Here is a 26,924-nt window from a genome sequence, read left to right on the forward strand (position 1 = left end):
ATTGCCGGGTGCGAGCGATTCAGGGCCTGGGCGTCAGGACAATCACGGGAATCGGCCGCGACGTCTTCTTCTGGTACTCGACATACCGGTTGGCGTTGTTCTTGTTGACCAGCTTCCACAGCCGCGCGTAGTCAAGGCTGTCCGGCAGGACCGCGCGCGCAGTGACGGCGAAACGCCTTGCGCCGACGTTGATCTCGACATCGGGATTCGCCTTCAGGTTGTGATACCACCCGGGCGCTTTGGGATAGCCGCCTTTTGACGCGACGACCAGATAGTCGTCGCCATCCTCGGCATACGTCAGCGTGTTGGTGCGCGCTTTTCCCGTCTTCGCACCGACGGTGTGGAGAAGCAAATTAGGTGGCATACCCGGCACCCGGTGCCCGATCCGTCCGTTCGTCGCCTGATAGATCTTGTCGTGCAGACTGAGGAACTTGAACATCACTTGCTCGGCCCTGGACGTCACCTTCCCAGTGTCGCCCAGTGATGTCGGGTCGCGCTAGCCGCCTGCCGGAGCAGGTCAGGTCCGTCGGCCGCTCTCTTGGACCAGCTGGACGCGGGAGCTCAACCCGAGCTTGGCGTAGACATGGGTGAGGTGACTCTGCACCGTGCGCGGTGAAATGAACAACCTTGCGCCAATGTCCTTGTTGCCCAGACCTTCCGCGACCAGCCGTACCACGTCGAGTTCCATGGGAGTCAGCGAGCCCCAACCGCTCGCCGGGCGTTTGCGTTCGCCGCGACCACGTGACGCGTAAGCGATCGCCTCTTCGATGGACAGGGCAGAACCCTCAGCCCAGGCTGCATTGAAATCGTTAGTTCCCAATGCTTCTCGCAGTTTCTCGACTGCGGCGTCGTAATCGGCCTGATATACCGGGTACCGGACGTGTTCCAGATGCTGGCGGAAGGCGTCCGCCGCGCCCAACAGGCGCGCCGCATAAGGATGATTGCCACTGTCCACAGCGAGTCGGGCCAGGCATTCCAGCGTGTCGGCCACCCGAACGTAACCCCGATTATCCGCGGCGATCGTCAGCGCTTCCTGAGCATCGCGCTCCGCCTGCTCCGGATCGCCTTGAGCGATGGCCACCAGCGCGCGAATCGTCAGCGCGACCGTTCGGTGACAGCCCGGCACCATCGCGGCCGTGTCATCCGCCCATTGGCGGGCTGCGGCCAGATCACCGCAGGCCAGTGCCGCCTCTGCCGCCGGATTGATGGACCTGGTGATCATCTCGGTTGTCGGCGTGATGTACTCCCAACCCATCGCACAGGCCCGCCTGGCAGTTGGCGCGTCGCCGCCCGCCAGAGCCGCGTGAGCGAGCGTGGCATAGACGGTCCAGCCGTAATAACCGCCCATCGTCTCCACGGTCAGGCGGGCAGATTCCGCCAAGGCGCGCGCTTCGGCCGCCCGTCCCTGATGGGCGAGCACCATGCCATAGGCGATTGAACCGAGAACTTTGGTGGACGGATTGAATGTCGCTCCCTCGTCCGCGAAAGGACTGAGAACGTCCCCAGCTTCGGCCAGCCGTCCGAGCGTCCACAAACCCAGACCCACCCAGGTTCGGCACATTTGCGCGAGCAATCGGTCGCCCAGCTCATCAGCAAGCGCCAGCCCTCGCGTGCCGGCGTCATATGTCCCGGCCGGGTCACCGGCGAAATGGCTGTTCGCGGCCGTGTAAGTGAGAAGCTGGCACAGACTCCACCGGTCCTCGGCAGCGGCTGCCAGTTCGATGGCCTCAGCGAAGTACCGTCTAGCGTCGATCCCTTCGTATATTGCGGCCATGCCGCAGCCGATCGCGGTTCGAATGATCAGCGCCTGGTCGCCGAGTCCACGAGCAATCTCCAGTGCCTTAGCGGCCCGGTCGAGGCTGGCCGGGCTGGCTACCCAGCCCGCGAGCACGCAGTATTCGGCGACCGCTCGCGCCCACACCGACGCGGCGACCTCAGCCTGTCCGGCGTCGGTCAGGATGGCGTCGAATCCGGCGAGTCCTTCCCGGACCCGGCCGCGTCTTATCCAGAACTGCGCCAAGCAGGACACCAGGCGCAACGCGGCCTCATGGTCCGAATTCTCCCGACTCCATCCGTAGGCGGCGCGCAGGTTAGCGACCTCGGCTTCTGCCCACGTCGATCGTCGCTCATCCCAGGGTTGGGTTGTCGCTTCCAGCTGGAGCGCGGTGGCAGTGAAGTGGTCGCGATGGCGGGTACGCACCTCATGGGCTTCGCCGGACTCGCCGAGCTTCTCCAGCGCGTACTGGCGCACCGTTTCCAGCAACCGGTAGCGCATTCCAGTACCGCCGTCGGCCTGGATCGCGACCACCAGCGACTTGTCCACCAACAGACTCAAAAGGTCGATCAGCTGGTACCGCTCCAGTTCACTGGCAGCACCCACAGCCTGGGCGGCGTCAAGATCGAAGCCACCCATGAATGGCGCCAGCCGGCGGAACAACACGCGCTCGGGCTCGGTAAGTAACGCATGTGACCAATCGACCGAGGCGCGCAACGTCTGCTGACGGCGCACCGCGGTACGCGCCCCGCCGGTCAACAGGCGGAATCTGTCGTGCAGGCTGTCGAGGATCTGAGGCAGCGACAGTGCCCGTACCCGTGCTGCGGCGAGCTCGATCGCCAGCGGCATGCCGTCCAGACGCTCGCAGATCTCCTCGACCAGATTCGGCTCCGTCACAACAAAATCGGGGCGAGCGAGCCTGGCTCGGTCGATGAACAGATCAACCGCCTCACCATCCAGAGACAGCGACGGCACGCGCCAGCTGAGCTCACCCGGCACTGCCAGCGGCTCCCGGCTGGTGGCCAGGATCGTCAATCGCGGACATGCCCCCAGCAGCTCAACGATGATCGCGCCGCAAGCATCGAGCAGATGCTCGCAATTGTCCAGCAGCATCAGAACCTTGCGCTCCTGGAAGAACCGCACCACGGTGTCCATTGCCGAAAGTCCCTGCTGCTCGGCCAGTCCCAGGGTTCGCGCGACGGTCGCGGGCGCGACGGCGGGATTGGTTATCGGCGCCAGGTCGACGCACCAAGTGCCGTCGGCGAACTCGCCGGCCAGCTGCGCGGCCAGTTCCACGGCCAGTCGGGTCTTGCCCGCTCCACCGGCGCCGGTCAGCGTCACCAGCCGGTTAGCGCTGACGAGCTGACGCAACTCCGTCATTTGCGACTGGCGCCCAACAAAACTCGTCAACTGGACGGGGAGGTTGTGCGACGCGGCAATCGTACGCACCCGCAGCGGCGGGAACTCATTACGCAAATCCTGGTGGCACACCTGCACCACCCGCTCCGGACGCGGCACCCCCCGCAACGGATAACTACCCAACTCGGTCAACCATGCGCCCTCCGGCAACCGATCCACCACCAACGCTTCAGTCACGCCGGACATCACCGTCTGACCACCATGCGCCAAATCCCGGATACGCGCCGCGCGATTGATCGTCGGCCCCGCATAGTTGCCCTCATCACGCAACTGGATCTCACCGGTATGCAATCCAATTCGGATTCGAATCGGCGTCAACGGCGCCCGCTGCAACGCCAACGCACACCCCACCGCGTCCGACGCCCGCGCAAACGCGGCCACAAAGCTGTCCCCCTCGCCCTGCTCCACCGGACGCACCCCACCAAACGCCGCGACCGTCTCATCCACCGCACGATTCAACTGCGCCACCGCCGCCGTCATCTGCCCCGGCTGGCTCTCCCACAACCGCGTCGAACCCTCGACATCAGCCAACAGCAACGTCACCGTCCCCGTCGGCAGCAACTCGCTCACACCCCACTCACCCCAGGTCAGCGACGAAATCTCCGCATGTTGGCTCATAGTAGCCAGCATCGCGCCCCGGATCGGGCAATAACATCAGCCGAAGCGCGCAAATACCGGCTAGGTGCGGCGCCCGGCCTCCTGCGCCAACTGCACCCGCGACTCCAAACCCAACTTGGCGTACACGTGGGTGAGGTGGCTTTGCACCGTGCGAGGCGAGATGAACAGCCGCGCACCGATATCCCTGTTACCCAAGCCTTCGGCGACCAGACGCACCACGTCCTGCTCCATCGGAGTCAACGCACCCCAGCCGGTAGCCGGACGTTTGCGCTCCCCGCGACCACGCTGCGCATATGCGATCGCCTCCTCGATAGACAAAGCGGCACCTTCGGCCCACATGGCGTCAAAATCATTCTGTCCCAGGGTTTCTCGCAGATTCTCCGTGGCAAGCTGATAGCCGGCCTGATACATCGGATAGCGAGCATGGCCCATGCGCTGCCGGATGCCGTCGGCCGCACCGAATAGACGGACAGCGTACGGGTGGTCACCATCGTCGGCTGCGAGTCGGGCGACGCATTCGAACGTGTCGGGAACCCGCAGGAACGCACCCGTCTGCGAGGCCACCGCTAGTGCGTCATAGGCGTCGCGCTCGGACCGCTCTCGGTCACCTTGTGCCAACGCGACGAAAGCTCGCACCGTCAGCGCCACAAACTGGTGCCAGCCCGGGACCACCGCGACGGCGTCATCCGCCCACGAACGGGCCGTAACCAGATCACCGCTCGCCAATGCGGCCTCCGCCATCGGCACCATACTTTTGGTGAATACCTCTCGCTGCGGATATGTGTAGCGCCAAGCGCTCTCACACCACCGCATCGCGCCAGCACTGTCGCCGTCGGCCAGAGCGGCCTGAGCGAGGATCCCGTACGCCGTGTCTGCACCCACACCCCCGAGGCCCTGCGCGATCACCACCGCGGATTCCGCGACCGCCCTGGCCGCGGCCGATCGGCCCTGGGCGACCAGAACGAGGCCGTGGGTTATGTGGCCGAAAAGGGTATGGATGGAGTCCCCCGCCATCTCGGCTTCCGGCGCAAGGCGACCGGCAACGCGTTCCGCTTCGTCGAGACGCCCCCGCATCATCAACGCGAGACCCAACCATGTTCGGATGTCGAGGGAGTAGAACCAGTCGCCGCAGCTATCGGCGATCTCTAGTGCAGCTTCCGCAGCGGTCAGCGCCGCGACGGGCTCGCCGGCCACACACTCGACTGCCGCCCGGCTGGTGGCCAATTGGCACTGGACCCACCGCTCACCGCCGGCGGCGGCCAGCTCGTACGCTTCAGCCAGGTAAGCCTGCGCCACCTCTGGGCTGAACATGCTGCTCATCCCGCAGGCGTTGAGGGCTCGGACAATCAGTGACCGGTCGTCCAGTTCGCGTGCGACGGCCAGTGCCTCCCGGGCCCGCGCAATGTCTACGGGTAAGCCGCCGAAGGTGGCCAGAGAGCATCGATAACTCTCGGCAGCTGCCCACACCGCGGGCGAGATATGCGCCTGACCGTTCTCGATAAGGATGGCGTCCAAAGCGGCCGATGCTTCCGCGACGCGCGAACCGCGTACCCATAACGCGCCGAGTGACAAGATCAGTCGCAGCGCTGTATCGAGGTCAGAGTTCTCGCGGCTCCAGGTGAACGCCGCCCGGAGATTGTCAATCTCGATTTGTGCCCAGCGCAACAACCGGTCCTCGGCGGGCTGACCCTGCGCGTACATCTCGGCGGCGGTGTTCGCATAGTGATCGCGGTGGCGGGTTCGCACTTGATCGGCCTCGCCCGATTCGCCAAGTTTTTCCTGCGCGTATTGGCGCACCGTCTCGAGCAGTCGGTAACGCATGCCACCGTGGACATCGTCGGCAACTACCAGGGACTTGTCGACCAGCAGACCGAGTTGATCCATCAGCTGATAGCTTTCGACCTCGTTGCTGGCGCCCACCGCCCCGGCCGCATCCAGGTCAAATCCGGAAGCAAAGACCGAGAGCCGGCGTAGCAAAGCCCGTTCGGTTTCGGTGAGCAGCGCATACGACCAATCCACCGAGGCCCGCAGTGTCTGCTGACGGCGCACCGCCGTACGGGCTCCTCCGGTCAGTAGCCGGAAGCGGTCGTGCAAGCTGTCTCGAATTTGCTTCAGCGACAGCGCCCGAACCCGTGCGGCGGCCAGCTCGATGGCCAACGGCATGCCGTCGAGTCGTTCACAGATCTCTCGGACCAGCGCTGAGTCGTCCTGAGTGACAACGAATTCCGGCCTGATCCGACAAGCGCGGTCGGCGAACAACTCAACCGCCTCGTCGACAAGCGACAAGGAGGGGACCCGCCAACTCAGCTCGCCGGGGACCCCCAGCGGCTCGCGACTGGTTGCCACGACCGCCAAACGCGGGCACGACGCCAGCAGCTCCACCACCAGCGCCCCGCAGGCATCGAGCAGGTGCTCGCAATTGTCCAGCAGCAGTAAGGTTTCCTTCTCACCGAAGTACCTGACCAGCGTCTCCACGTTGGACAGGCCCGGCTGATCCGGAAGGCCCAGTGTGCGGGCCGTGGTAACGGGCACCACCGCCGGATTCGTGATGGGCGCCAGATCGACGTACCAGATCCCGTCGGAGAACTCGGCGCCCAACTGGGCGGCCGCCTCGACGGCGAGTCGGGTCTTGCCGGCCCCTCCCGCGCCGGTCAAGGTCACCAACCGGTTGCCGACCACCAGGTGCCGCACTGCAGCCATCTCCGCCTGGCGTCCGATAAAACTCGTCAGTTGAGCCGGAAGATTATGCGCGGCAACCACACTGCGTACCCGCAACGGCGGAAACTCATTGCGCAAATCCTGGTGGCACACCTGCACCACCCGCTCCGGACGCGGCACCCCCCGCAACGGATAACTACCCAACTCGGTCAACCATGCGCCCTCCGGCAACCGATCCACCACCAACGCTTCAGTCACGCCGGACATCACCGTCTGACCACCATGCGCCAAATCCCGGATACGCGCCGCGCGATTGATCGTCGGCCCCGCATAGTTGCCCTCATCACGCAACTGGATCTCACCGGTATGCAACCCGATCCGCATCCGGATCGGCGCCAACGGCGCCCGCTGCAACGCCAACGCACACCCCACCGCGTCCGAGGCCCGCGCAAACGCGGCCACAAAGCTGTCCCCCTCGCCCTGCTCCACCGGACGCACCCCACCAAACGCCGCGACCGTCTCATCCACCGCGCGACTCAACTGCGCCACCGCCGCCGTCATCTGCTCCGGCTGGCTCTCCCACAACCGCGTCGAACCCTCGACATCAGCCAACAGCAACGTCACCGTCCCCGTCGGCAGCAACTCGCTCACACCCCACTCACCCCAGGTCAGCGACGGCATCTCCGCATGTTGGCTCATAGTAGCCAGCATCGCCCCCGCAACCCAGAAACAACATCCGCGCATCCGCGCAAATCGGGGCAGCGAGCACGCGCAATGTACGCCGTTCAGCGCGCAGAATTGCGCGCTGCGGCGGATGGTCTGGACCGCCGTCCGCCGAATAGTCGGTAGCCATGAGCATCCCCACCTCCCTCCGTTGCCCGAGCGTTTTCGAAGCCGGTCTGCCCACCATTGCCTACGACCACCTCACCGATCCGGCGGCGGCGCACCGCGTCCTCGCCGAAGCCCGCGATCAGGCGCCGATAGCCGTCGGCCCCTACGGACCCGAGGTCCTCAGTCACGACCTGGTTCGCCAGGTGTTGCGAGACAACCGATTTGTCACGGCGCACGGCCTGGGGCTGGGCGCTCGCGGAATCACTTCAGGACCGTTGTGGGACAGGGCGGTCAGCAACATCCTCGGCCTGGACGGCGCCGAGCATCATCGCCTGCGCCGGCTGGTGTCCAAAGCATTTTCGCCGCGGGCTGCGGAGCGGCTGCGCGCTCTGACCGTCGACATCATCACCGGATTGGTCGAGCGCCACGTCGACATTGGCCGTTGTGACGTCGTCACCGACCTCGCCGCGGGTTTTCCGGTGACGATCATCTGCGCGCTGCTCGGCGCGCCCGCCGCGGACCGGCAGCTGTTCTCGGACTGGACCGACGACATCAAGAAGCTGTTCGAGGCCACCGTCGCGCAGGACGCTCCGCGGATCCTCACCGCCTGGCAGGAACTCGACTCTTACCTCGAAGGCCTGATCGCCTCAAGGCGCAAGTCGTTGACCGACGATCTCATCTCCGACCTCATCCGCGCCGAGGATGACGGCGACCGGCTCACTCATGCTGAACTGCTGATGCTGTGCGCCACCTTGCTGGGCGCCGGCACCGACACCACCCGCAATCAACTCGCCGCCGCGGTGCAAACCTTGGCCGCCCACCCCGCCGAATGGGCTATGGTGTCCCGTCACCCGGAGATAGCCGACGCCGCTGTCCACGAGTTGATGCGTTACAGCCCAATCATTTTCGGCACCCTCCGGCAGGCCGCCGAGGATGTCGAGCTGGCCGGTGTGCGGATCCCCGCGGGCACCCTGGTGCTGGCCAATACCGCCTCGGCCAACCGGGACGGCAACGCCTACCCAGATCCCGAACGTCTGGACATCGCCCGGGTAGGCCCGGCGCCGATCCTCAATTTCGGCGGCGGCGTCCACTATTGCCTCGGTGCTCACCTCGCCCGTCTCGAGCTCACCGAAGCCCTTCGCGTCATCACCGCCCGCATGACCAACCCACGCCTCACCGGTTCCGGCCCGTGGCGCGCCATGAGCGGCATCACCGGACCCCTGAGCGTGCCCTTGGAGTTCGACGCCGCAGACTGAGACCATGACCAATTGGACAGCGGCTGACCTTCCCTCGTTCGCCGGACGCACCGTCGTCATCACGGGCGCCAACAGCGGACTGGGCGAGGTGACGGCCCGGGAGTTGGCCGGGCGCGGGGCCACGGTCATCATGGCCGTCCGCAATACGGCCAAAGGCGAGAAAGCGGCAGCCGGCATCCGCGGCCTGGTGCAGGTTCGGGCACTCGACTTGCAGGACCTGTCGTCGGTGCGGGAATTCGCCGAGGGTGTCGAGAGCGCCGACGTCCTGATCAACAACGCCGGCATCATGGCCGTTCCGTATTCGCTGACCGTCGACGGCTTCGAGAGTCAGATCGGAACCAACCACCTCGGCCACTTCGCGCTGACCAACCTGCTACTGCCGAAACTCAGCGACCGGGTGGTGACGGTGTCGTCGATGGCACACTGGCCCGGCCGGATCGACCTGGCTGACCTCAACTACAAGAACCGCCGCTACTCGCCGTGGCTGGCCTACGCACAGTCCAAGCTGGCCAACCTGCTGTTCACCAGCGAACTGCAGCGCCGACTCGACAGGGCGGGTTCGTCGCTGCGTGCGCTGGCGGCGCACCCCGGCTACTCGCACACCAATCTGCAGGGCGCCTCCGGGCGCAAGCTCGGTGACGCGATCATGTCGGCGGCCACACGCGTCATCGCCACCGACGCCGACTTCGGCGCCCGCCAGACGCTGTACGCCGCCTCCCAGGACTTACCCGGCGACTCGTTCATCGGGCCCCGATTCGGCTACATGGGCCGGACCCAGCCGGTCGGTCGTAGCCGCGCCGCCCGGGATACGAAGACCGCCGCCGCGCTGTGGGACCTCTCTGAGCAGCTCACCGGCACCTCGTTTCCGCTCTGACCCCCCCGCTGAGCAGACGTGAACTCGCACTGGAACGCGCGTTCCAGTGCGAGTTCACGTCTGCTCGCGCCACTGGGCGACCCCTCGGGGGATTTCCGCTCTGGCCCGCCGGTGCGATAACCTGACCCGGCGTCACGGCGAGGGTAGCTGGGCAACAGACCAGCACCGTTATCGACGGAGACCGGCATTCTGTCGCGATCCCTGGCCGTGCCTTACATACAGGAGCGACACATGGCCAAAGCAACAGTCAACCAACTCGCCGTCACGGTGCGTACCGAGACCGGCAAGGGTGCATCCCGCCGGGCCCGCCGCAGCGGCAAGGTTCCCGCCGTCCTCTACGGCCACGGCGCCGACCCGCAGCATCTCGAACTGGACGCACACGACTTCGCGGCTGTGCTGCGGCACTCGGGCACCAACGCGGTGCTCACCCTGAACATCGCCGGTAAGGAACAGTTCGCACTGACCAAAGCGCTGGACATCCACCCGATCCGCCGCACCATCCAGCACGCCGACCTGCTGGTCGTACGGCGCGGCGAGAAGGTGACCGTCGAGGTCAACGTCGTCGTCGAGGGCGAGGCGGGTCCGGACACCCTGGTCACCCAGGACGCCAACACCATCGAGATCGAGGCCGAGGCGCTGTCGATCCCCGAGCAGCTGACGGTGTCGATCGAGGGCGCCGAAATCGGCACCCAGTTCACCGCCGGCCAGATCGAGCTCCCCCGCGGTGTGACCCTGATTTCCGACCCGGAACTGCTCGTGGTCAACGTGGTGCAGGCGCCGACCGCCGAGGACCTGGCCGAAGAGGGTGCGGGCGAGGAAGGCGAGGCCGCGGCAGCAGAGGGCGAAGCCGGCGAAGAAGCGGGCGAGGCCCAGGCAGCCGAAGCCGAGTCCGAGTAGCACACCGTGGCCGAACCCCTTCTGGTGGTCGGCCTGGGCAATCCGGGCGAGAACTACGCCCGGACCCGGCACAATGTCGGGTTCATGGTTGCCGACGTCCTCGCCGCCCGGCTTGGTGCGAAGTTTAAGGCGCACAAGCGTTCCGGCGCCGAGATAAGCACCGGCCGGTTGGCTGGACGTCCGGTGGTGCTGGCCAAGCCACGCTGCTACATGAACGAGTCGGGCCGCCAGGTGGGTCCGCTGGCCAAGTTCTACTCGGTGCCGCCGGCCGACATCATCGTGCTGCATGACGAACTCGATCTCGATTTCGGGCGCATCCGGCTCAAGCTCGGCGGTGGCGAAGGAGGCCACAACGGGTTGCGCTCGGTGGCTGCCGCCCTGGGCAGCAAAGACTTTCACCGCGTCCGGATCGGGATCGGCCGCCCGCCCGGACGGAAAGATCCGGCAGCCTTCGTGCTGGAGCCGTTCAACGCCGCCGAGCGCGCCGAAATCCCCACCATCTGTGAGCAGGCGGCCGACGCCGCAGAGTTGCTCATCGAATTCGGGCTCGAGCCCGCCCAGAACCGTGTCCACGCGTGGTAGGCCGGCCAACAGAAGTCCCGTAACGTCGGCCTGGATGCACACCTTGCGACACGGGGCCGCATGCCTCCTGCTGGCCACGGCTTTCCTGCTGGCCACTACGGGGTGTGCGCCGGCGCCGAACCCGCCGCAATCGCGGATCTCCGATCTGTGCGCGGCGCTACCGATCGCCGATGTCCAGACCACCTATCACCGCCTCACCCCGCAGATTCTGGCGACCAAGCGGCTGGACACTTCGACGTTTCACGCGGCCGGCATGGCGTCGTGCCATTACGGGCCGAAGGACGACCTCGGCGGTGTCGTGCTCAGCGTTCCGATCGGCGGGCCGGTTTCCGACGTCGCCGATCTCATCGGCGGCCGCCGCGTCCGGAACAGCCAGGACGTCACCGTCGATTCCGACAAAGCGTTCTTCGTGCGCGCGGAAACGGAGTCGGCGATCGCCGTAGACCATGGTTCGACCCAGTTCGTGCTCACCTGGACGCCCCTGCTGGGCGCACCCAACGAGATGGTCACCCAACAGCAACTGGTCATCCTGGCCCGGATCGTGGCCAACAAGTTACCGACGGACTTCGCTGCGCCGCAACAGGATATCGCTCCCGAATGCGCCGGGGTGCGGGTCGCCGATCACCTGGTCGGCGGGAAGGTGAAGATGGCGCGCGGCACCGCCGACCACGACATGCTGAACTGCCACTACCTGGGTCCTACCGGCATTCTCCGGGCAAGCGCTACCCGGGAAGCGGACCACTTCGTCGATGACCAGATCCGCATCCTGCGCACCGGCTCGCACAACCTCGTCGACCCACCGGTCACCGACGACACCGCGCTGGTCACCCTCAGCGCCACCAGCATGTACATCGAGGGCTACCTCACGGACTGCTGTTCGCTGAATTTCGAGCACCGGGCGGTCAACGACGCGATGGACTACAGCAGCGAATTCGACTCGGCACAAAGAGATTTCGTCACCACATTTGTCGCGGCGGCGCGCGATTGGTCACACCGCCGTTGACGGAGTCCGCGCGCGACCCACAGCGCATGCACGGTGCCGGATCCTCGGGTATCGTTGACCGACTTGTGTGAGGCGGGGGGCCAATCGGTTGAGTCTAGTTGTAGCCGAGTCGATTTCGGCTGTGCTGCTGGCGCTGGTCTTGACCGCTGCGGTAATCCGGCCATTCGGCTGGCCGGAGGCCGTGATCGCAGTGCCCGCGGCCGCCGTCGTGGTCGGTATCGGAGCGGTTTCGTTTGCTGACGCACGCAGCGAAGTGCTCGAGCTGGCGCCGGTCGTCGGGTTTCTGGCCGCCGTCCTGGTGCTGTCGCAGGCGTGCGCGGAGGAGGGGCTCTTCACGTGGTGCGGCGCCTGGATCGCCCGCGCTGCCGGCGGGGGGTCCGGGCGTTTGTTGTTCGCGGTATTCGCCGCGGCCTCGTTGGTGACGGTCGTCTTCAGCCTCGATGCGACGGTCGTGCTCCTCACCCCGGTGGTGTCGGCCACTGCAGCGCAGTTGCGGGTACGGGCCCGTCCGCACCTCTACGCGTGCGCCCATCTTTCCAACAGCGCTTCGCTGTTGCTGCCGGTGTCGAATCTGACCAATCTGCTGGCGTTGTCGGCGACCGGTCTGAGCTTCACCCACTTCACTGCCCTGATGGCGCTGCCCTGGGTTGCCGCAATCGGCGTGGAATATCTGGTGTTTCGACGGTTCTTTCGCGAAGACCTGGGGGCCGCCGAGCCGCAAGCGCCGCCTGCCGACGAGCCGATGCCCACTCCCCCGAAATTTGCCATCGCCACCGTGGCCGCCACCCTGGCCGGCTTCGTCGTCACCTCTGCCGTGGGCGTCAATCCCGCATGGGCAGCCGCCGCGGGCGCCCTCGTTCTTGCCGTGCATGCGACGGCGTCACGCAAGACCGGCGTTGTCGCGATGGCCCGCTCCTCGGACATCCCCTTTCTCATCTTCGTGCTCGCCCTGGGCGTGGTGGTGCGGGCCGTCATCGACAACGGGCTCGACAACGCGCTGCGCAGCCGGCTTCCGCATCCCGATGGACTGCTCGGATTGCTGGCCATCGCTGCCGTTGCCGCGGTGGCGGCGAATGTCGTCAACAACCTGCCCGCGGTATTGATGCTGGTTCCGCTGGTGGCGCCCGCCGGTCCCGCCGCCGTCCTGGCGGTTCTCCTGGGGGTCAACATCGGCCCGAACCTCACCTACACCGGGTCACTGGCGACCATGCTGTGGCGACGCGTCCTGCACCAGCGCGGGCACTCCACCAAGCTGGGCGAATTCACCAAACTCGGGTTGCTCACCACGCCGGTCGCGGTCGTCGCGGCGGTAGTGGCGCTGTGGGCGTCGTTACGTCTGATCGGAACCTGATCAGTGCCGAAATCAACTGCGCCACTAGTTAAGTCATGTGACGCAGCAACTGTGGCGAGCCACCTTCCTGCCACCCGACTTCCGGGAGACTGCCGATGACGTCCACCAGTGTGAGCGCCAACCTTCTCAGTGGCTGACCAACCGAGACCAGCGCGTCACGGCTTGCCGGCCGCGGTGTCGACCGTCGCGCGGATCGCGTCCGAAATCTTCCTCCCCGCGTCGGCGAGGGCCGGATCGACAGCGGTGAACTCCGGGGCCGGATCGAAGTAGCTGATCGAAGCCGGACCACCCCGGTCGCTCGCCCACACCGTCACCCGCACCGGAACCACCACCCCGATCGCCTGGTTAGCGCCGAACAGCGTTTTGCCGATCTGCGGATCACCGAGGAAGAAACTGTGCGCGTGCTGGGATTGCACCCCCACCGCCTTCAACCTTGTCTCTTCGTTCAAGTCACCGAGGATGACCATGCCGTGTTTGTCGGCGGCATCGTGCAGCGCGCCGATCGTCGCCTCGTATTCACCGTTGGCCGTGACCGTGACGAACCGGGTTTCGACCGGGGTTGTGGTCATCGGACCGCCGGCGGCAGCTTCGGCAATGGTTCGGATCTGCTGAGAGATCTGCTGTCCGCCGTCGCCGAGTCCGGGATCGACGGACGCGAACTGCGGTGCCGGATCGAAATAGCCGATGTGGGCCGGACCGTCTGCGTCAACCCACACGTGCATACGGACCGGGACAACCGCGCCGATGGCTTTGGTGGCATCGAAAAACGTTTTGCCGAGCTGCGGGTTGCCGACGAAGAACGTGTGCGCTCCGGGCAGGCGCAGCCCGTTCGCCGCCAATTCAGCGTCCTGGTTCACTTCGCCGACGATCGTCATCCCGTGCTCGGCGGCCGCCTTCGTCAACGCAGCTACCGTGGCTTCGAATCCCTGGTTGGCGGTGTAGCTGACGAACTTGGTCGAAACGCCGCGTGAGCCGTCGGCGGGGCCGGCGCTGGTCGGCTCCCCGGTGGGCCCCATGCTGCGGCCGTCGTGGCAACCGGCCACCGTCGCAGCGACAAACCAGACAGTGACGACTGCTAGTAACACTCGGATTGGCGACGACATCCCTGTGGCTCCCCTCGGAGACGGGCAACGACCATCCAAAAAGATGGCATTACGAGAATTGCCCAGGAGGTGGCTCGAGCTCAAGAGCCGACAGCCACGAAGCGAAAGAGAAGAAGCCACCCGGCGCGAGCCGGAGGCACTATTCGGCGCGCTGCCTAGGTGACCAGGGTGACGGAGTTCGACCGGCGCAGCTTGCCCGACGGTGTCTTCGGAATGGTCCCCGGGCCCAGCACCACGACGTTGCGCGGCCGCACGTCGACCTCCTTGACGACTTCGTGCGCCACTTGGTGTTCGATGCGGCGTACCTCGGCCGGGTCCTCGAAGGCGTTCGACTCGACGGCGACGGCGAACGATTCCCGGGAATGCCCGGCGTCCAGACGCACTGCTACCGCGCAGCCAGGGCGGACGCCGTCGACGCGGCCCGCGGCCCGCTCGATGTCGGTCGGGTAGATGTTGCGGCCGGCCATGATGATGACGTCCTTGACGCGGCCGCACACCACAACATGACCCTCGTCGGTGAGATAGCCGAGGTCGCCCGTGTCGTACCAGCCGTGCTCGTCCTGTGCCGGGATGAAGCCACCCATGGTGGTGTAGCCCGGGGTGAGGGACTCACCACGCAACTCGATGACCCCGACGCCGCGGGCCGCCATCACGTTGCCGTTCTCGTCCACCACCCGAGCCTCGAGGTCTTTCAGCAGCGGCCCGAGCGTAGCCAGCCGGCGGGTATTGCCCTTGGTGGCGGGAACGGCCCGGCGCAGCGCGGCCATCAGATCGGCGTCGACCTCGTCGACGACCAGGCCCGAGTTGCACTTGGAGAACGACACCGCCAGCGTGGTCTCGGCCATGCCGTAGGCCGGCAGGATCGCCGACGACCGCAGGCCGAACGGCTTGCCGGCGTCGAGCAGGTCCTCGACGTCGGCGGGTTCGACGGGCTCGGCGCCGGACAGCGCGAAGCGCAGCGTCGAGAGGTCGAAGTCGCCCGGCTTGGCGTTGCGGCGCAGCCGCTTGGCCAGCAGGGCGTACGCGAAGTTGGGCGCCGCGGTCATCGTGCCCTTGTACTTGTCGATGAGCTTGGCCCACAGCAGCGTGTCGCGCAGGAAGTCCATCGGCGTCACCTTGACCAGCTCGGCGCCGAAGTACATCGGGATGGTGAGGAATCCGACCATGCCCATGTCGTGGAAGCAGGGCAACCAGCTGACCATGACGTCCTTGTCGACGTCGTACTCGGCGCCGATGAACATCGCCTCGGCGTTCGAGTAGATGTTGCGGTGGGTGATCTGCACCGCCTTCGGGGAACCGGTGGATCCCGACGTCAGCTGCATGAGCGCCAGTTCGTCCTCGCCGACCTCGATCGGATCGATCGGTTCCGACGCCAGCAGGTCGGCCACGGTGAGAACCGTGATGCCCTTCTCCTGCAGCACCGGGATGGCCACCGTGAACGGCTCGGAGACGATGACGGCCTTGGCCTCGATCATGCCGATGACGGTCATGGTGTCTTCCGCCCACACGGCCAGGTCGGTGCGCGGCGTGGGCTGGTGCAGCATGGTCAGGCTCGCCCCGCGCATCCACAGGCCCTGGGCGGTCGGAGCGATCTCCACAGGGAATCCGGCGAGGACGCCGACAGCGTCGCCGAGTCCGACGCCCGCGGCGGCCAGGCCGCCTGCGATACAACGAGCGCGCTCGTGCACCTCGCCCCAGGTGTGACGGACAGGTTCGTGGGGTTCACCGGTGACCATGCCCGTTGTCGCCGTTCGGGCACTGCGGAACATCTTCTCGGTAAACCTGCTCACGCAAACCTCCTCGGTACTAGCGCTGTCCCCAAGGTCCGAGCTTTCATGTTGCACTTGCCACATCACGCTTGTAGGCAGGCGCGCGCACACGTTGAGGAGCGGTTAGGTCTCGATTTGATAGAGAGCTGCGGCCCTGCGTTGGGCTGCCGGTACTCGCCACCGCGGATTATCTTAAGCAATCCTTAAGTAAGTGCCAAACGGTAACGCGACATGAGTGCGATGTCACAGCCGCGTTAACGGCCCTGCGATTCATTCGCCATGCGTCGCGGGCGCCGGGACGACACGGGCACCCGGCACCGGCCCGGTGGCGACGCGGACGGTGCGGCACACGCCCGCCCCGGACAACTGGGTGCCGACGTCCACCGCGGAGTCCGCCGATTCACACAGGAAGGCGCAGGTGGGACCCGAACCGGACACGATGCCGGCCAGTGCCCCCGCTTCCACTCCCGCGCGCAGTGCCCGCCGCAGCGCCGGATCCAGGCTCACCGCCGCGGCCTGCATTTCGTTGCCCAGCAGCGGCGCGAGTTGCTGGGGGTCACCGGCCGCCAACGCGGCCAGCACCGGGCCGGGCTCGTCCAGCCGCGGCGGATCCCCGACCTCGCGCAACCGGTCCAGCTCCGCATACACCGCCGGCGTCATCAGCCCACTGTCAGCGAAGGCCAGCACCCAGTGAAAGGTGTTGCGGGACAACACGGTGGCCAGCTCCTCACCACGCCCGGTGCCCAGCGCGGTCCCGCCGTGCAACGCGAACGGGACGTCGCTGCCCAGCTGGGCGGCCATCAGCCGCAGGTCGCGGCGGGGCAGGTTGAGCTCCCACAAGGCGTTCATCGCCACCAACACGGCGGCCGCATCGGCGCTGCCGCCGGCCATGCCTCCGGCCAGCGGAATCGATTTGTCGATCAGGATCGACACGTCGGGAGCGCGCCCGACGTGATCGGCCATCAGCTCGGCCGCCCGCCAGGCGAGGTTGCGTTCATCGGTGGGCAGCGTGTCGGCGCCCTCGCCGACGTGCTCCAGCGAGAGCACATCGGCATTGCGGACCGTCACCTCGTCGAACAGCGACACGGCGTGAAAAACCGTCGTCAGCTCGTGGTAGCCGTCGTCGCGGCGGTCGCCTACGGCCAGGTAGAGGTTGACCTTCCCCGGCACCCGAACGGTGGTTGACCCGGTGGGCACCCACAGCTCGGCGGTGTTGCCGTCAGATGCTGACACCGCAGCAGACTATCGCTGCCCGCGGCGAACCACACGTAGCGGCACCCCCGCTGTGTGTGCTCACCCAGTGGTTGCCGGAACGGGATCCGGCGCCGCGCCGTTCCCGAGGTCCCCGTCACCGGATCGCTGCAACAGCCGGACGAAGTCTTCGATCGACAGCGTCTCGCCGCGGCGGGCGGGGTCGATGCTGGCGGCCAGCAATCGGCGCGCCGATTCGTTCCCCGATCCGGCCCACTCTACGAACGCATTGCGCGACGTCTTGCGGCGCTGCGCGAACGCGATGTCGATCAGCTCGAAGACCCGCTTGCGAAATCCTTCGTCGGTGGGCCACGGCGACGTCTCGTAACGGTCGATGCGCACCAGGCCGGAGTAGACACGCGGGATGGGCCAGAACACCGTCGGCGACACCGTGCCGCAGCGCCGCACCCGGCCGTAGAAGTTCACCTTGACGCTGGGCACACCGTATTCCTTGCCGCCCGGCACGGCGGCCAACCGCTCGGCGACTTCGGCCTGCACCATCACCGTCACGGTGCGGATGGAGGGAAATTCGGCAAGCAGATGCAGGATCGCCGGAACCGCGACGTTGTACGGCAGATTGGCCACCACCGCGGTCGGTTCGGTGGGCAACTGCTGAGCGAGGTCTCCACGGCGCAGCGTCAGCACGTCATGGTGCAGCACGGTGAGCCGCTGGGCTTCGCTGTTGGAATGCTCGGCCACCGTCTGGGGCAGCCGGGCGGCCAGCACCGGATCGATCTCGACGGCGGCCACGGTCGCGCCGCGATCAAGCAGCGCGAGCGTCAGCGAACCCAGTCCCGGGCCCACTTCCACGACGACGTCGGACTTGCCGATGCCAGATGCCGTGACGATCCGGCGCACGGTGTTGGCGTCGTGCACGAAGTTCTGTCCGAAGGACTTTCGCGGCCGGAAATCAAGCTCCTTGGCCAACCGCCGGATCTCGGTGCGCCCGAGCAGCCGGATCGTCAGCGGGCACCCACTCGTCCACTGCACACGGGCCAGGCGCCCCAGCCCTGGCGCTGCCGGGTCACTTCGGCGATCGCGATCTGCTCCTCGCGGGTGGCCATGTCAGCGCGCGGGGCGTAGCGCAATCCGCCGTTGGCCTCCCAGGTGCCCTGGTCGAACTGCACACCGCCGAAGAACCCGTTTCCGGTGTTGATGGCCCAGTTGCCACCGGCCTCACAGCCGGCCAGCGAGTCCCAGATGGTTCCGTCGCTGACGGGCGGCACCTCGGTACCGGGCTTGGCGCCGACCCGCACCACGGCTTCGCGGGCCGGGGTCACCACCACATTGGCGATCGGCAGGCGACCGGTCTCGACACCGTTCACCTGGGCCACGGAGAACGTGACGTCCTGCATGCCCGGGGCGCCCGGATCTTCGACGACCTCACGGCTCATGTTCATCTCGGGGTCTTCGATGCGGCGCGCCGGCGGAGGAAGCGGCACGCGCTCGGTGACGCGCTCGATCCGGTTGCGGGTGACCTGGATCTGCATGCCGTCGGTGATCGGTGTCGCCGGAGCGGGGATCACCTGGTCGCTGTCCTGCAGCGGCGCGCCGGCGGCGTTGAGCAGTTCGGCCACGTTCGGCGCGGGCAGGTGCACCGTGCGGACGGTGCCGCCGTCATCGATCTGAACCGTCTTGGCACTGACGACGGGCAGGGCCATCCCCGCCAGCGGGACACGGCTGGCGCGCGACGCCGCGGCGGGCGCGGTGTCGGTCAGGGCTAGCTGCGCCAGCGCCTCGTCCACCGTCGAGGCCGTGGTCCACACCTGCCGCGAGTTCTGGCCGTCCAGCGTGATCTCCAACGGCCGGCTGCGACGCAGCACGATCGTGGCCGAGTCGCCGACGGTGACGTCGGCAGCGGGGTACAGGTCGTCGCGCTCCTCGACGGCGAAACCGTTCTCCCGGACGATGTCGATCACCCGCGACCTCATCGTCTGCACCTTCATCGAGGTGCCGTCGATGGTCAGCGTGACGGTCTTGGATGCGGACACGGCGTATCCGCCGGCGAATGTGAGTGCCAACAGCAGGGCGCCAACCAGCAGGCGCAATGTGGGCGATTCAGTTTGATGAAGTTTAGTAAGCAGATTCAATGTCAATCCCAGTCAATCTCTACGTATCCCAAGTCTGTTCCGACCTACCACGACCCTTACGCAGCAACAACGCAGCAAAAGTTCGAGACGAGCTACCGACCATATTCAGCTGAAATAACAAATGGGCCCATAGGCCCACCCGTTCGATCACAAGACGGTAACGAACCGGCGAGTGCTGAGCAACTCCTACTGAAAGATTCTGTGCCGGTTCAGGAGCTAGGAAGCCTCCACTTCATCCAGCCGGTACGCCCGGCGAGCGTTGCTCGTGGTGATTTCCGCTAATTCCTCGGGCGGGCGATTCACCAGTTCAGCAAGGGCGCGCACGGTGTAGGGCAGGCAGTAGGACTCGTTCGCTGCGCCCCGATATGGATGCGGGGTGAGAAATGGCGCGTCGGTTTCCACCAATATCTGGTCCACCGGTATCAGCGGAACGGCTTCGCGCAGGTCGCGGGCGTTACGGAAGCTGATCGTCCCGGACAGGCTCAGCAACCATCCCGCCGCCGAACAAGTGCGAGCCATCTCACTGCCGGATGAGAAGCAGTGAAAGATCACAGTCTCCGGCGCGCCCTCTGCGCGCAGCACGTCAAGCACCTCCCGGTCGGCGTCGCGGTTGTGAATCATCAGCGGCTTGCCGGTCCGCTTGGCCAGGTCGATATGCCAGGCGAAGGCTTCACGTTGCACATCCGGCGGCGCGCATCCGTCGAGCCGGCCCGGCCAATACAGGTCCATGCCCGTCTCGCCAACCGCCACCACGCGGGGGTGGTTCGCCAATCTCTCGATCTCGGCGCGCGCATCCGGGGTCAGCGCGCCCGTGCGCGTCGGATGCAGGGCGACCGCGCCGTAGGCACGTGGATCCCACTCCACCGCGCGCGTCACCCAGCGCGCCGATTCCAGGTCGTCGGCGATGGTGACCACCGCGGCGACGCCGACGGCCGCCGCGCGGTCGAGCAGGGCACGCACTCCCGGCGCGTCGGAAACCCCGCAGGCGTCCAGATGGGTATGCGCGTCGATCAACGGCGAAAGCGGCTCCGGCGGCGGCGGTGCTTCTCGTCTGGCGCTCACGCCGCCCACGATATGTGCACACGCAGGGCACCGGGCGACCCGATTAGGGTGGAGCCGCAATGAACCAACACCTGCCGAAGCCGTATTACGTCACCACCGCGATCGCCTATCCCAACGGCGCGCCGCACATGGGTCACGCGTACGAGTACATCGCGACCGACGCCATCGCCCGCTTCAAGCGACTCGACGGCTTCGACGTGCGTTTCCTGACCGGAACCGACGAGCACGGCCTCAAGGTCGCCCAGGCCGCCGCGGCCGCCGGGGTGCCGACCGCGCAACTGGCGCGCAGCAACTCCGACGTTTTCCAGCGCATGCAGGAGAAGCTCAACATCTCCTTCGACCGGTTCATCCGCACCACCGACCCCGACCATCACGAGTCGTCGAAGGAAATCTGGCGGCGCATGGAGGCCGCCGGCGACATCTATCTGGACAATTACGCCGGCTGGTACTCGGTGCGCGACGAGCGGTTCTTCGTCGAATCGGAAACCCGCCTGCTCGAAGACGGCACCCGGATCGCGGTCGAGACCGGCACGCCGGTGACCTGGACCGAGGAGCAGACCTACTTCTTCCGGCTGTCCGCCTACGCCGACAAGCTGCTGGCGCACTACCGGGACAACCCCGGCTTCATCGCCCCCGAGACCCGGCGCAACGAAGTCGTCAGCTTCGTCTCCGGCGGTTTGGACGACCTGTCCATCTCGCGGACGTCGTTCGACTGGGGTGTACAGGTTCCCGGGCATCCGGACCACATCATGTACGTCTGGGTCGACGCGCTGACCAATTACCTGACCGGCGCCGGCTTTCCCGACACCGACTCGGAGTTGTTCGCCCGCTACTGGCCCGCGGATTTGCACATGATCGGCAAGGACATCATCAGATTCCACGCCGTGTATTGGCCGGCTTTTCTGATGTCGGCCGGAATCGAGCTGCCGCGCAGGGTTTTCGCGCACGGGTTCCTGCACAATCGCGGCGAGAAGATGAGTAAGTCGGTGGGCAACATCGTCGATCCGGTGGCGCTCGTCGATACCTTCGGCGTGGACCAGGTCCGCTATTTCCTGTTGCGCGAGATACCTTTCGGGCAAGACGGCAGTTACAGCGACGAATCGATCATCACCCGGATCAATACCGACCTGGCCAACGAACTCGGGAACCTGGCTCAGCGTTCGCTGTCCATGGTGGCCAAGAATCTGGGCGCGGTGGTGCCGGAACCAGGTGAGTTCGTTGCCGCGGACACTGAGCTGCTGGCCACGGCCGACGGGCTCTTGGATCGCGTCCGTGTCCATTTCGACTCGCAGGCAATGCATTTGGCGCTCGAGGCGATCTGGCTGATGCTGGGCGAGGCGAACCGGTACTTCTCCGCGCAACAACCCTGGGTGCTGCGCAAGAGCGAAGCGGAGGCAGACCAGGTACGGTTCCGGACCACCCTTTACGTCACCTGCGAGGTGGTCCGCATCGCGGCGCTTCTGGTCAGCCCGGTGATGCCGGATTCGGCGAGCAAGTTACTCGACCTGCTCGGCCAGACCGACGAGCAACGGACGTTCGCCGCGGCCGGCGCCCGGCTGGCCCCCGGAACGGCACTGCCCGCACCGTCCGGGGTGTTTCCGCGGTATCAAGCACCCGAGGCGGAGTGACAGCAAGTGGGTTTCCGGGCCAGTCGTCAAGTAACAAATACGAAGCCGGACGGCCACATTACGAACCGCGGTTCAGGTTTTCGGGGTAAGCGGTGTGAGACGTGCCGCAGCGATAGGCCATAATCGCCAAGTGGAGCGAAGACGGAATCGGCAGCCCAGCCAATCCCCGATGACCACCTTGAAGCAGTTGCCTGCGCTGGTGGTGCTCGAACGGATCCCGGTTCCCGTTCTCGCCATCGCGGATGACGGCAGCATCCTGTTCACCAACACCGCATTTGCCCAGATGGTGGGTTGCGATCCGGAAGAGGTGCTGGCACTGCGGTTTCACGAGATCTTCCACCAGGCTCCGGAGTCGGAGTCCTCGCTGCTCTCGTTTTTGCACGCCCTGGCCAACATGGTGGTCGAGTTGGCACACAAGGACGGCTCGGTGGTGCGGGCGCTGATGAGCAGGTCGGCGGTGATGCGCGCTGACGACAAATTTGCCCTGGCCGCTTTCCAGGACCTGACCGAACAGTTGTGGGAAGAGGAGCGCTAGACGCCGGCCGGCCCGGGCACGCCCCGGACCGGTGCAAGATATGAATTCACCTAGACTTACGGTATCCAGATAGGGCATTCTTGATACCTGTAGTATGGTTTCAGGTGTGATCAAGACTCGCAACGACTTGGAGTCCTACCTCGAGGCGGACTTGCATGCGCAAGGACTTGAGCGCTGGCGGCATCACTACCGGATCATGCACCGGGCCCCTTACTTCCAGCGCATGCTGCGCAAGACGGAATATTGGACGAATACCGCGCGGACGCCGTTCGGCCACCTCGTCGCGGGCTATCTTCGCCTGCGGCTGAAGTTCCTCGGCGAGAAGCTGGGATTCGGCATTCCGCTCAACGCCTTCGGACCCGGCCTCTCCGTCGCCCACGTCGGCTGGGTACACGTGCATCACCGGGCCAAGATCGGAGCCAACTGCCGCATTCACCAAGGGGTGACGATCGGCGAGGGTCGTCCGGGCGAGTACCCCAGCATCGGCGATGACGTCTTCATCTACCCGGGCGCGATGGTGCTCGGCGCCGATGTGGGCAGCCGCGTCGGCATCTACGCGGGTGCGGTCGTGACCAAGCCGGTGCCCGACGACGTCGACGTTGCCGGCGTTCCGGCGCGCATCGTGAAGGACCGGCGGGCGCGCGCCGTCAGCGCCTGACGCTAGATACCCTCCGGAGCTCCGGCCGCGGCACCTGCCGACGCGCTGGACCGCGTGTGCCGCAGTGCCTCACGGGCCAGGAACTGCTGGAAGTAGGGCAGTGACGCTTCGGCCGCGACGCCGGGAAGCAGAAAAATCCAGATCTTGCTCAGCTGCCCGTTGAGCTCGTCGAGCATGCCGTCGCTGCGCCGGCTGCGGGTCACCGCGATGGACAGCAACCGGGTGCCGAACATGGCGCCGACGATGGACTCCGCGAGGGACTGTGGGTCGACGTCCTCGCGCAGATCGCCTTCGTCGATCGCCTCGCGGGCCTGCGCGGCCATTTCTGCCACCCACCCCGCGCAGCAGCGCGCGGCGGCGTCATTGAACCCACTCAGGGCCGCGATCAGCTGCTCGGCCGCGCGTGCCGTCTTGTCGGTGCTCAGCACGTTGGCGATGGCGAAGGTGCCGTGGATCATGTTCTCCAAGGCAGGCGACGCAGAACCACACACGTTGCGAAAAGCTCCGAGGAGCACCTCGGCGCCCTCGTCGATGATGTCCGACGCCAGCGCCTCTTTGGAATCGAAGTGATGGTAGAGGGCGCCTTTGGTCATGCCGGTTCGCTCGATGATGGTGCCCCACCCGGCGGCGGCGTAGCCGACCTCACTGAAGACGTCGATCGCCGCGTCCAGAATCTTCCGCCGGGTTACCTCGGATCGAACCTGGCGCGCCATTGGCCATGCCTCCCCAGTGATGTCAATCCGGTTCAGCTCCGGACCTCGGCGTCTTGTTCTTGCTGGTCAGCCGGATAAGCCTAACAGCCGCCGGCGCAGGGTTTTCGATCACGCGTGCCAGATCGCCGCCGGTGCCGACTCATGTAGCGCTCACCTGGGCCGGGGCGGCCTTCACCGCCAGCGCGGTCCGCCGCCGGAGGAATTGGCCGAAGTAGTCGGCCCGGTCGGGCTGCAGGACTGCGGCCAGGATCAGAACCCAGTTTCTTTCCAGGTCGAGCAGAAATCCCCGTGGGTCGTCCAGGTCGCTGGTTTGGCGCAGCCCCAGGTACATCGACACGATCAGGCGGCCGACGTCGCGCGGCTCCCACCGCTGGGCGATATCCCCCTCCCGGATCGCGCGTTCGGCGACGCTGGCCAGGGCGTCGACCCAGCCTCCGAGCAGCGCGGACTGCAACCCTTCGGTGCGGCCCACCGACTCGATGAGGTGCAAAGCGGCCCTGGCCACATCCTTCGAGATGTCCTGCACCGCGATCAGGTAGGAGATATCGATCAGGGTTTCCAGGCCGGAGAGCTGCCGGGACAGCAGGTCCTCGACGGCCGCGCGGCCCCCTGACGTGTGTTGTTCGATGATGGCCACCGCGAGCGCGTGTTTGGAGCGGAAGTGAAAGTACATCGCGCCCTTGGTGAGCTCGGCTTCGGCGAGAATGTCGTCCAGCCCCACGTCGTGGTACGCGCGGCGGGCGAACTGGTGTGCGGCCGCCCGCAGAATCTGTTGCCGGGTGCTGTCAGCTCGTCCGTCGGCCGATTCAGTCGACATCTAGCCGCAGGACACTTCCGGGCGTGCTGAATATCGGCCAGCAGCGTTGAGCGGAGCGATCACCTTCATCATCGCGATGCCTTCCTCGACCTGGTGGCCAGACCATCGGATGGTGAGCCGCCCACCGGCGTGTGTCTCAGGCGGCACTTTGGCTGCCACCTGTGAGGTTATCAAGTTCGCAATGACCTGCATGGTTACACGCCGACATGACTGCATCGACGCGCTGGCAATACCTAAGGTCGGTTCTGAGGCTGCACTACGTTCTAAAAGTATGTAGAATGGGTATAAGCCTGATCTGTTGGTCTGCGGGGGGCAGGAAAACGGGTCTGAACTACGAGTTTGGACTCTTTGCAATGACTGCCTCCCTCACGCCGCTGCATCGTCAACCGTTTCGCGTTAGGAGAGGCGCATGTCGTTCGTCACCACGCAGCCAGAAGCACTGGCGGCCTCGGCCAGCACGCTGCAGGGCGTGGGCAGCGCCGTGGGCACGGCGAGCACGGCCGCGGCCGTTCCGACCACGGCCATCGTGCCCGCCGCCGCCGACGAGGTGTCCGCGCTCACCGCAGTGCAGTTCGCCGCACACGGCCAGCTCTACCAGGCGGTGAGCGCACAGGCAGCCGCGATTCACGAGATGTTCGTCGAGGCGCTGAGCACCAGTTCAAGTTCCTACGCCGCCACCGAGGCGGCCAACGCCGCTGCGGCACGCTGACGATCGGGGGCTGGACACATGGACTTCGGCGCACTGCCACCGGAGATCAACTCGGCGCGGATGTACACCGGCGCAGGTCCGGAGCCGCTGCTGGCGGCCTCCGTCGCCTGGGATCAGCTGGCCACCGAGCTGGCGACGGCGGCATCGTCCTACTCATCGGTGATCGCGGGCCTGACGAGCGGCCCCTGGCTCGGCCCGGCAGCGATCGCCTCGGCGGCTGCGGCCCAGCCCTATGCGGTGTGGATGGGCGCGACGTCCGCCCAGGCCGAGCAGGCTGCTGCCCAGGCCCGTGCCGCGGTGAGTGCTTACGAAGCGGCGTACGCGATGACGGTCCCGCCGGCGGTGATCGCTGCGAACCGGACGCTGCTGGCGGCGCTGGTGGCGACCAATTTCTTCGGCCAGAACTCGCCCGCGATCGCCGCCACCGAGGCCCACTACAGCGAGATGTGGGCGCAGGACGCGGCCGCCATGTATGGCTATGCGGCCAGTTCGGCATCCGCGTCGACGCTGACGCCGTTCGAGGCGCCACCGCAGGTCACCGACCCTGCCGGAGCCGCAGCGCAGGCCACTGCGGTATCGGCGGCGACCGGCGAGGCCGCGGCGACTCAAGCGACGCTGGCCTCGCTGGTGAGCGCGGTCCCGTCCGCGTTGCAAGGCATGGCGATGCCGGCATCGCTGGCCACGGCCGCCGCGGGCGTACCGATCAGCACCACCTCCACCGGTGACATCGCCAACCTGCTGAACATCGCCGTGATGCCGCTGTTCGCGATCAGCAGCGTATTGGGCATCGCCCAGACCATGCAGGGCATGGCAGCCGCCGCCACCCAGGTGGGCGAGGCGGCGGCGGAGGCTGCCGAGGCCGCCGCCGGTGCGGCCACCATCGGCGCGGAGGCAGCCGGCGGTGCTGCACTGGGAGCCATGGGCCAGGCCGCCAGCCTGGGATCGCTGTCGGTTCCCCCGGCCTGGACCAGCGTCATCCCCACGGCACACCTCGCCGGCGTCAGTTCGGCCCTGCCGGGGGCCACCCCGGGCGCGGTCGGCAATGTGCCCCCGAGCCTGTTGGGCGGGGTGCCACGAGCGGCGGCGAGCCAGGGTCCCGCAGCCGGACCCAGGTACGGACTGGTCGCCACGGTGATGGCCCAGCCGCCCTCCGCCGGGTACGGGGCTCTCCTCTGACGCTGGTACGGCACGTGTGGTGGCTCTCGAACCAGCGATCCTCGAAAACGCGCCATAACAAGTTACAAGTTCAAGAAGTTCTGACCTGGGGTACTTGTAGTCATAATTTAAGCGCTTATTCGTTCAAATAGTATGTAATAATGGAGTTTG

At 66.3% G+C, this 26,924-nt stretch carries 22 protein-coding genes; 11 read left to right on the top strand and 11 right to left on the bottom strand.

All coding sequences use genetic code 11. From position 1 onward, the window contains the following. Positions 1-19: 19 nt before the first annotated feature. The 3 genes from QXH22_RS23455 to QXH22_RS23465 all read right to left on the bottom strand — a co-directional run bounded on the left by QXH22_RS23455 (position 20) and on the right by QXH22_RS23465 (position 7,168). Entirely contained in the window at positions 20-439 is a 420-nt protein-coding gene (locus tag QXH22_RS23455) for a nitroreductase family deazaflavin-dependent oxidoreductase (protein ID WP_306277369.1), read from the bottom strand. A 78-nt stretch (positions 440-517) separates the two neighbouring features. Then, complete coding sequence (locus QXH22_RS23460; RefSeq protein ID WP_306277163.1) at positions 518-3,811, bottom strand: LuxR C-terminal-related transcriptional regulator; 3,294 nt, start codon at positions 3,809-3,811, stop codon at positions 518-520. A 60-nt stretch (positions 3,812-3,871) separates the two neighbouring features. Continuing rightward, positions 3,872-7,168 (bottom strand): LuxR C-terminal-related transcriptional regulator, encoded by a 3,297-nt coding sequence (locus QXH22_RS23465; RefSeq protein WP_371934300.1) that lies wholly within the window; start codon positions 7,166-7,168, stop codon positions 3,872-3,874. A 152-nt stretch (positions 7,169-7,320) separates the two neighbouring features. Between QXH22_RS23465 and QXH22_RS23470 the strand changes: the two genes are divergently transcribed. From QXH22_RS23470 to QXH22_RS23495, 6 genes are all read left to right on the top strand, one after another. Next, entirely contained in the window at positions 7,321-8,556 is a 1,236-nt protein-coding gene (locus tag QXH22_RS23470) for a cytochrome P450 (RefSeq protein WP_306277165.1), read from the top strand. A 4-nt stretch (positions 8,557-8,560) separates the two neighbouring features. Beyond that, a complete protein-coding gene (locus QXH22_RS23475) occupies positions 8,561-9,430 on the top strand; it encodes an oxidoreductase (protein ID WP_306277166.1) in 870 nt (289 codons plus the stop codon). Positions 9,431-9,661: 231 nt separating this feature from the next. Further along, positions 9,662-10,327, top strand: coding sequence for a 50S ribosomal protein L25/general stress protein Ctc (locus QXH22_RS23480; RefSeq protein ID WP_306277167.1), 666 nt, complete (start codon positions 9,662-9,664; stop codon positions 10,325-10,327). Positions 10,328-10,333: 6 nt separating this feature from the next. Further along, positions 10,334-10,909 carry an aminoacyl-tRNA hydrolase gene (pth, locus tag QXH22_RS23485; RefSeq protein WP_306245763.1) on the top strand — a complete coding sequence of 192 codons (576 nt, stop codon included), beginning with the start codon at positions 10,334-10,336 and terminating at the stop codon, positions 10,907-10,909. Positions 10,910-10,943: 34 nt separating this feature from the next. Then, entirely contained in the window at positions 10,944-11,912 is a 969-nt protein-coding gene (locus tag QXH22_RS23490; RefSeq protein ID WP_306277168.1) for a hypothetical protein, read from the top strand. An 88-nt stretch (positions 11,913-12,000) separates the two neighbouring features. Then, positions 12,001-13,263, top strand: coding sequence for an SLC13 family permease (locus QXH22_RS23495; protein ID WP_306245765.1), 1,263 nt, complete (start codon positions 12,001-12,003; stop codon positions 13,261-13,263). A 155-nt stretch (positions 13,264-13,418) separates the two neighbouring features. Here the strand turns inward: QXH22_RS23495 and QXH22_RS23500 are convergent, their stop codons facing one another. The 6 genes from QXH22_RS23500 to QXH22_RS23525 form a co-directional block, all read right to left on the bottom strand. Beyond that, on the bottom strand, positions 13,419-14,366 hold the full coding sequence (locus QXH22_RS23500) for a DUF302 domain-containing protein (protein ID WP_306245766.1): 948 nt from the start codon (positions 14,364-14,366) through the stop codon (positions 13,419-13,421). A 155-nt stretch (positions 14,367-14,521) separates the two neighbouring features. Next, entirely contained in the window at positions 14,522-16,156 is a 1,635-nt protein-coding gene (locus QXH22_RS23505) for a fatty acyl-AMP ligase (protein ID WP_306277169.1), read from the bottom strand. 249 nt (positions 16,157-16,405) lie between these two features. Next, a complete protein-coding gene (locus tag QXH22_RS23510) occupies positions 16,406-17,368 on the bottom strand; it encodes a 4-(cytidine 5'-diphospho)-2-C-methyl-D-erythritol kinase (protein WP_306245768.1) in 963 nt (320 codons plus the stop codon). Between the two features lie 60 nt (positions 17,369-17,428). Continuing rightward, entirely contained in the window at positions 17,429-18,385 is a 957-nt protein-coding gene (gene rsmA / locus QXH22_RS23515) for a 16S rRNA (adenine(1518)-N(6)/adenine(1519)-N(6))-dimethyltransferase RsmA (protein WP_371934310.1), read from the bottom strand. Continuing rightward, positions 18,349-19,476, bottom strand: a complete 1,128-nt coding sequence (locus tag QXH22_RS23520) for a resuscitation-promoting factor (protein ID WP_306245770.1) — start codon at positions 19,474-19,476, stop codon at positions 18,349-18,351. The genes rsmA and QXH22_RS23520 overlap by 37 nt, the downstream gene beginning before the upstream one ends. 216 nt (positions 19,477-19,692) lie before the next feature. After that, positions 19,693-20,547 carry a TatD family hydrolase gene (locus QXH22_RS23525; RefSeq protein WP_371934301.1) on the bottom strand — a complete coding sequence of 285 codons (855 nt, stop codon included), beginning with the start codon at positions 20,545-20,547 and terminating at the stop codon, positions 19,693-19,695. A gap of 50 nt (positions 20,548-20,597) precedes the next feature. Between QXH22_RS23525 and metG the strand changes: the two genes are divergently transcribed. The 3 genes from metG to QXH22_RS23540 all read left to right on the top strand — a co-directional run bounded on the left by metG (position 20,598) and on the right by QXH22_RS23540 (position 23,359). Continuing rightward, positions 20,598-22,166: a methionine--tRNA ligase gene (metG, locus tag QXH22_RS23530; protein WP_306277170.1), complete on the top strand. Its 1,569-nt coding sequence runs from the start codon at positions 20,598-20,600 to the stop codon at positions 22,164-22,166. A 169-nt stretch (positions 22,167-22,335) separates the two neighbouring features. Next, entirely contained in the window at positions 22,336-22,701 is a 366-nt protein-coding gene (locus QXH22_RS23535; protein WP_306277171.1) for a PAS domain-containing protein, read from the top strand. A 106-nt stretch (positions 22,702-22,807) separates the two neighbouring features. After that, the gene (locus QXH22_RS23540) at positions 22,808-23,359 is read left to right on the top strand and encodes a serine acetyltransferase (RefSeq protein WP_306245773.1); all 552 of its coding nucleotides are present in this window, start codon (positions 22,808-22,810) and stop codon (positions 23,357-23,359) included. Between the two features lie 2 nt (positions 23,360-23,361). Here QXH22_RS23540 and QXH22_RS23545 read toward each other — a convergent pair whose 3' ends face one another. Beyond that, entirely contained in the window at positions 23,362-24,072 is a 711-nt protein-coding gene (locus QXH22_RS23545) for a TetR/AcrR family transcriptional regulator (RefSeq protein ID WP_306245774.1), read from the bottom strand. A 139-nt stretch (positions 24,073-24,211) separates the two neighbouring features. Further along, positions 24,212-24,889, bottom strand: coding sequence for a TetR/AcrR family transcriptional regulator (locus QXH22_RS23550; protein ID WP_306245775.1), 678 nt, complete (start codon positions 24,887-24,889; stop codon positions 24,212-24,214). A 409-nt stretch (positions 24,890-25,298) separates the two neighbouring features. Here QXH22_RS23550 and QXH22_RS23555 point away from each other — a divergent pair, with 409 nt between their 5' ends. Then, the gene (locus QXH22_RS23555; protein ID WP_306245776.1) at positions 25,299-25,598 is read left to right on the top strand and encodes a PE family protein; all 300 of its coding nucleotides are present in this window, start codon (positions 25,299-25,301) and stop codon (positions 25,596-25,598) included. An 18-nt stretch (positions 25,599-25,616) separates the two neighbouring features. Next, positions 25,617-26,774: a PPE family protein gene (locus QXH22_RS23560; RefSeq protein ID WP_306277172.1), complete on the top strand. Its 1,158-nt coding sequence runs from the start codon at positions 25,617-25,619 to the stop codon at positions 26,772-26,774. Positions 26,775-26,924 lie beyond the last annotated feature (150 nt).

Source organism: Mycobacterium sp. TY814 (assembly GCF_030755175.1).
GTDB lineage: Bacteria > Actinomycetota > Actinomycetes > Mycobacteriales > Mycobacteriaceae > Mycobacterium.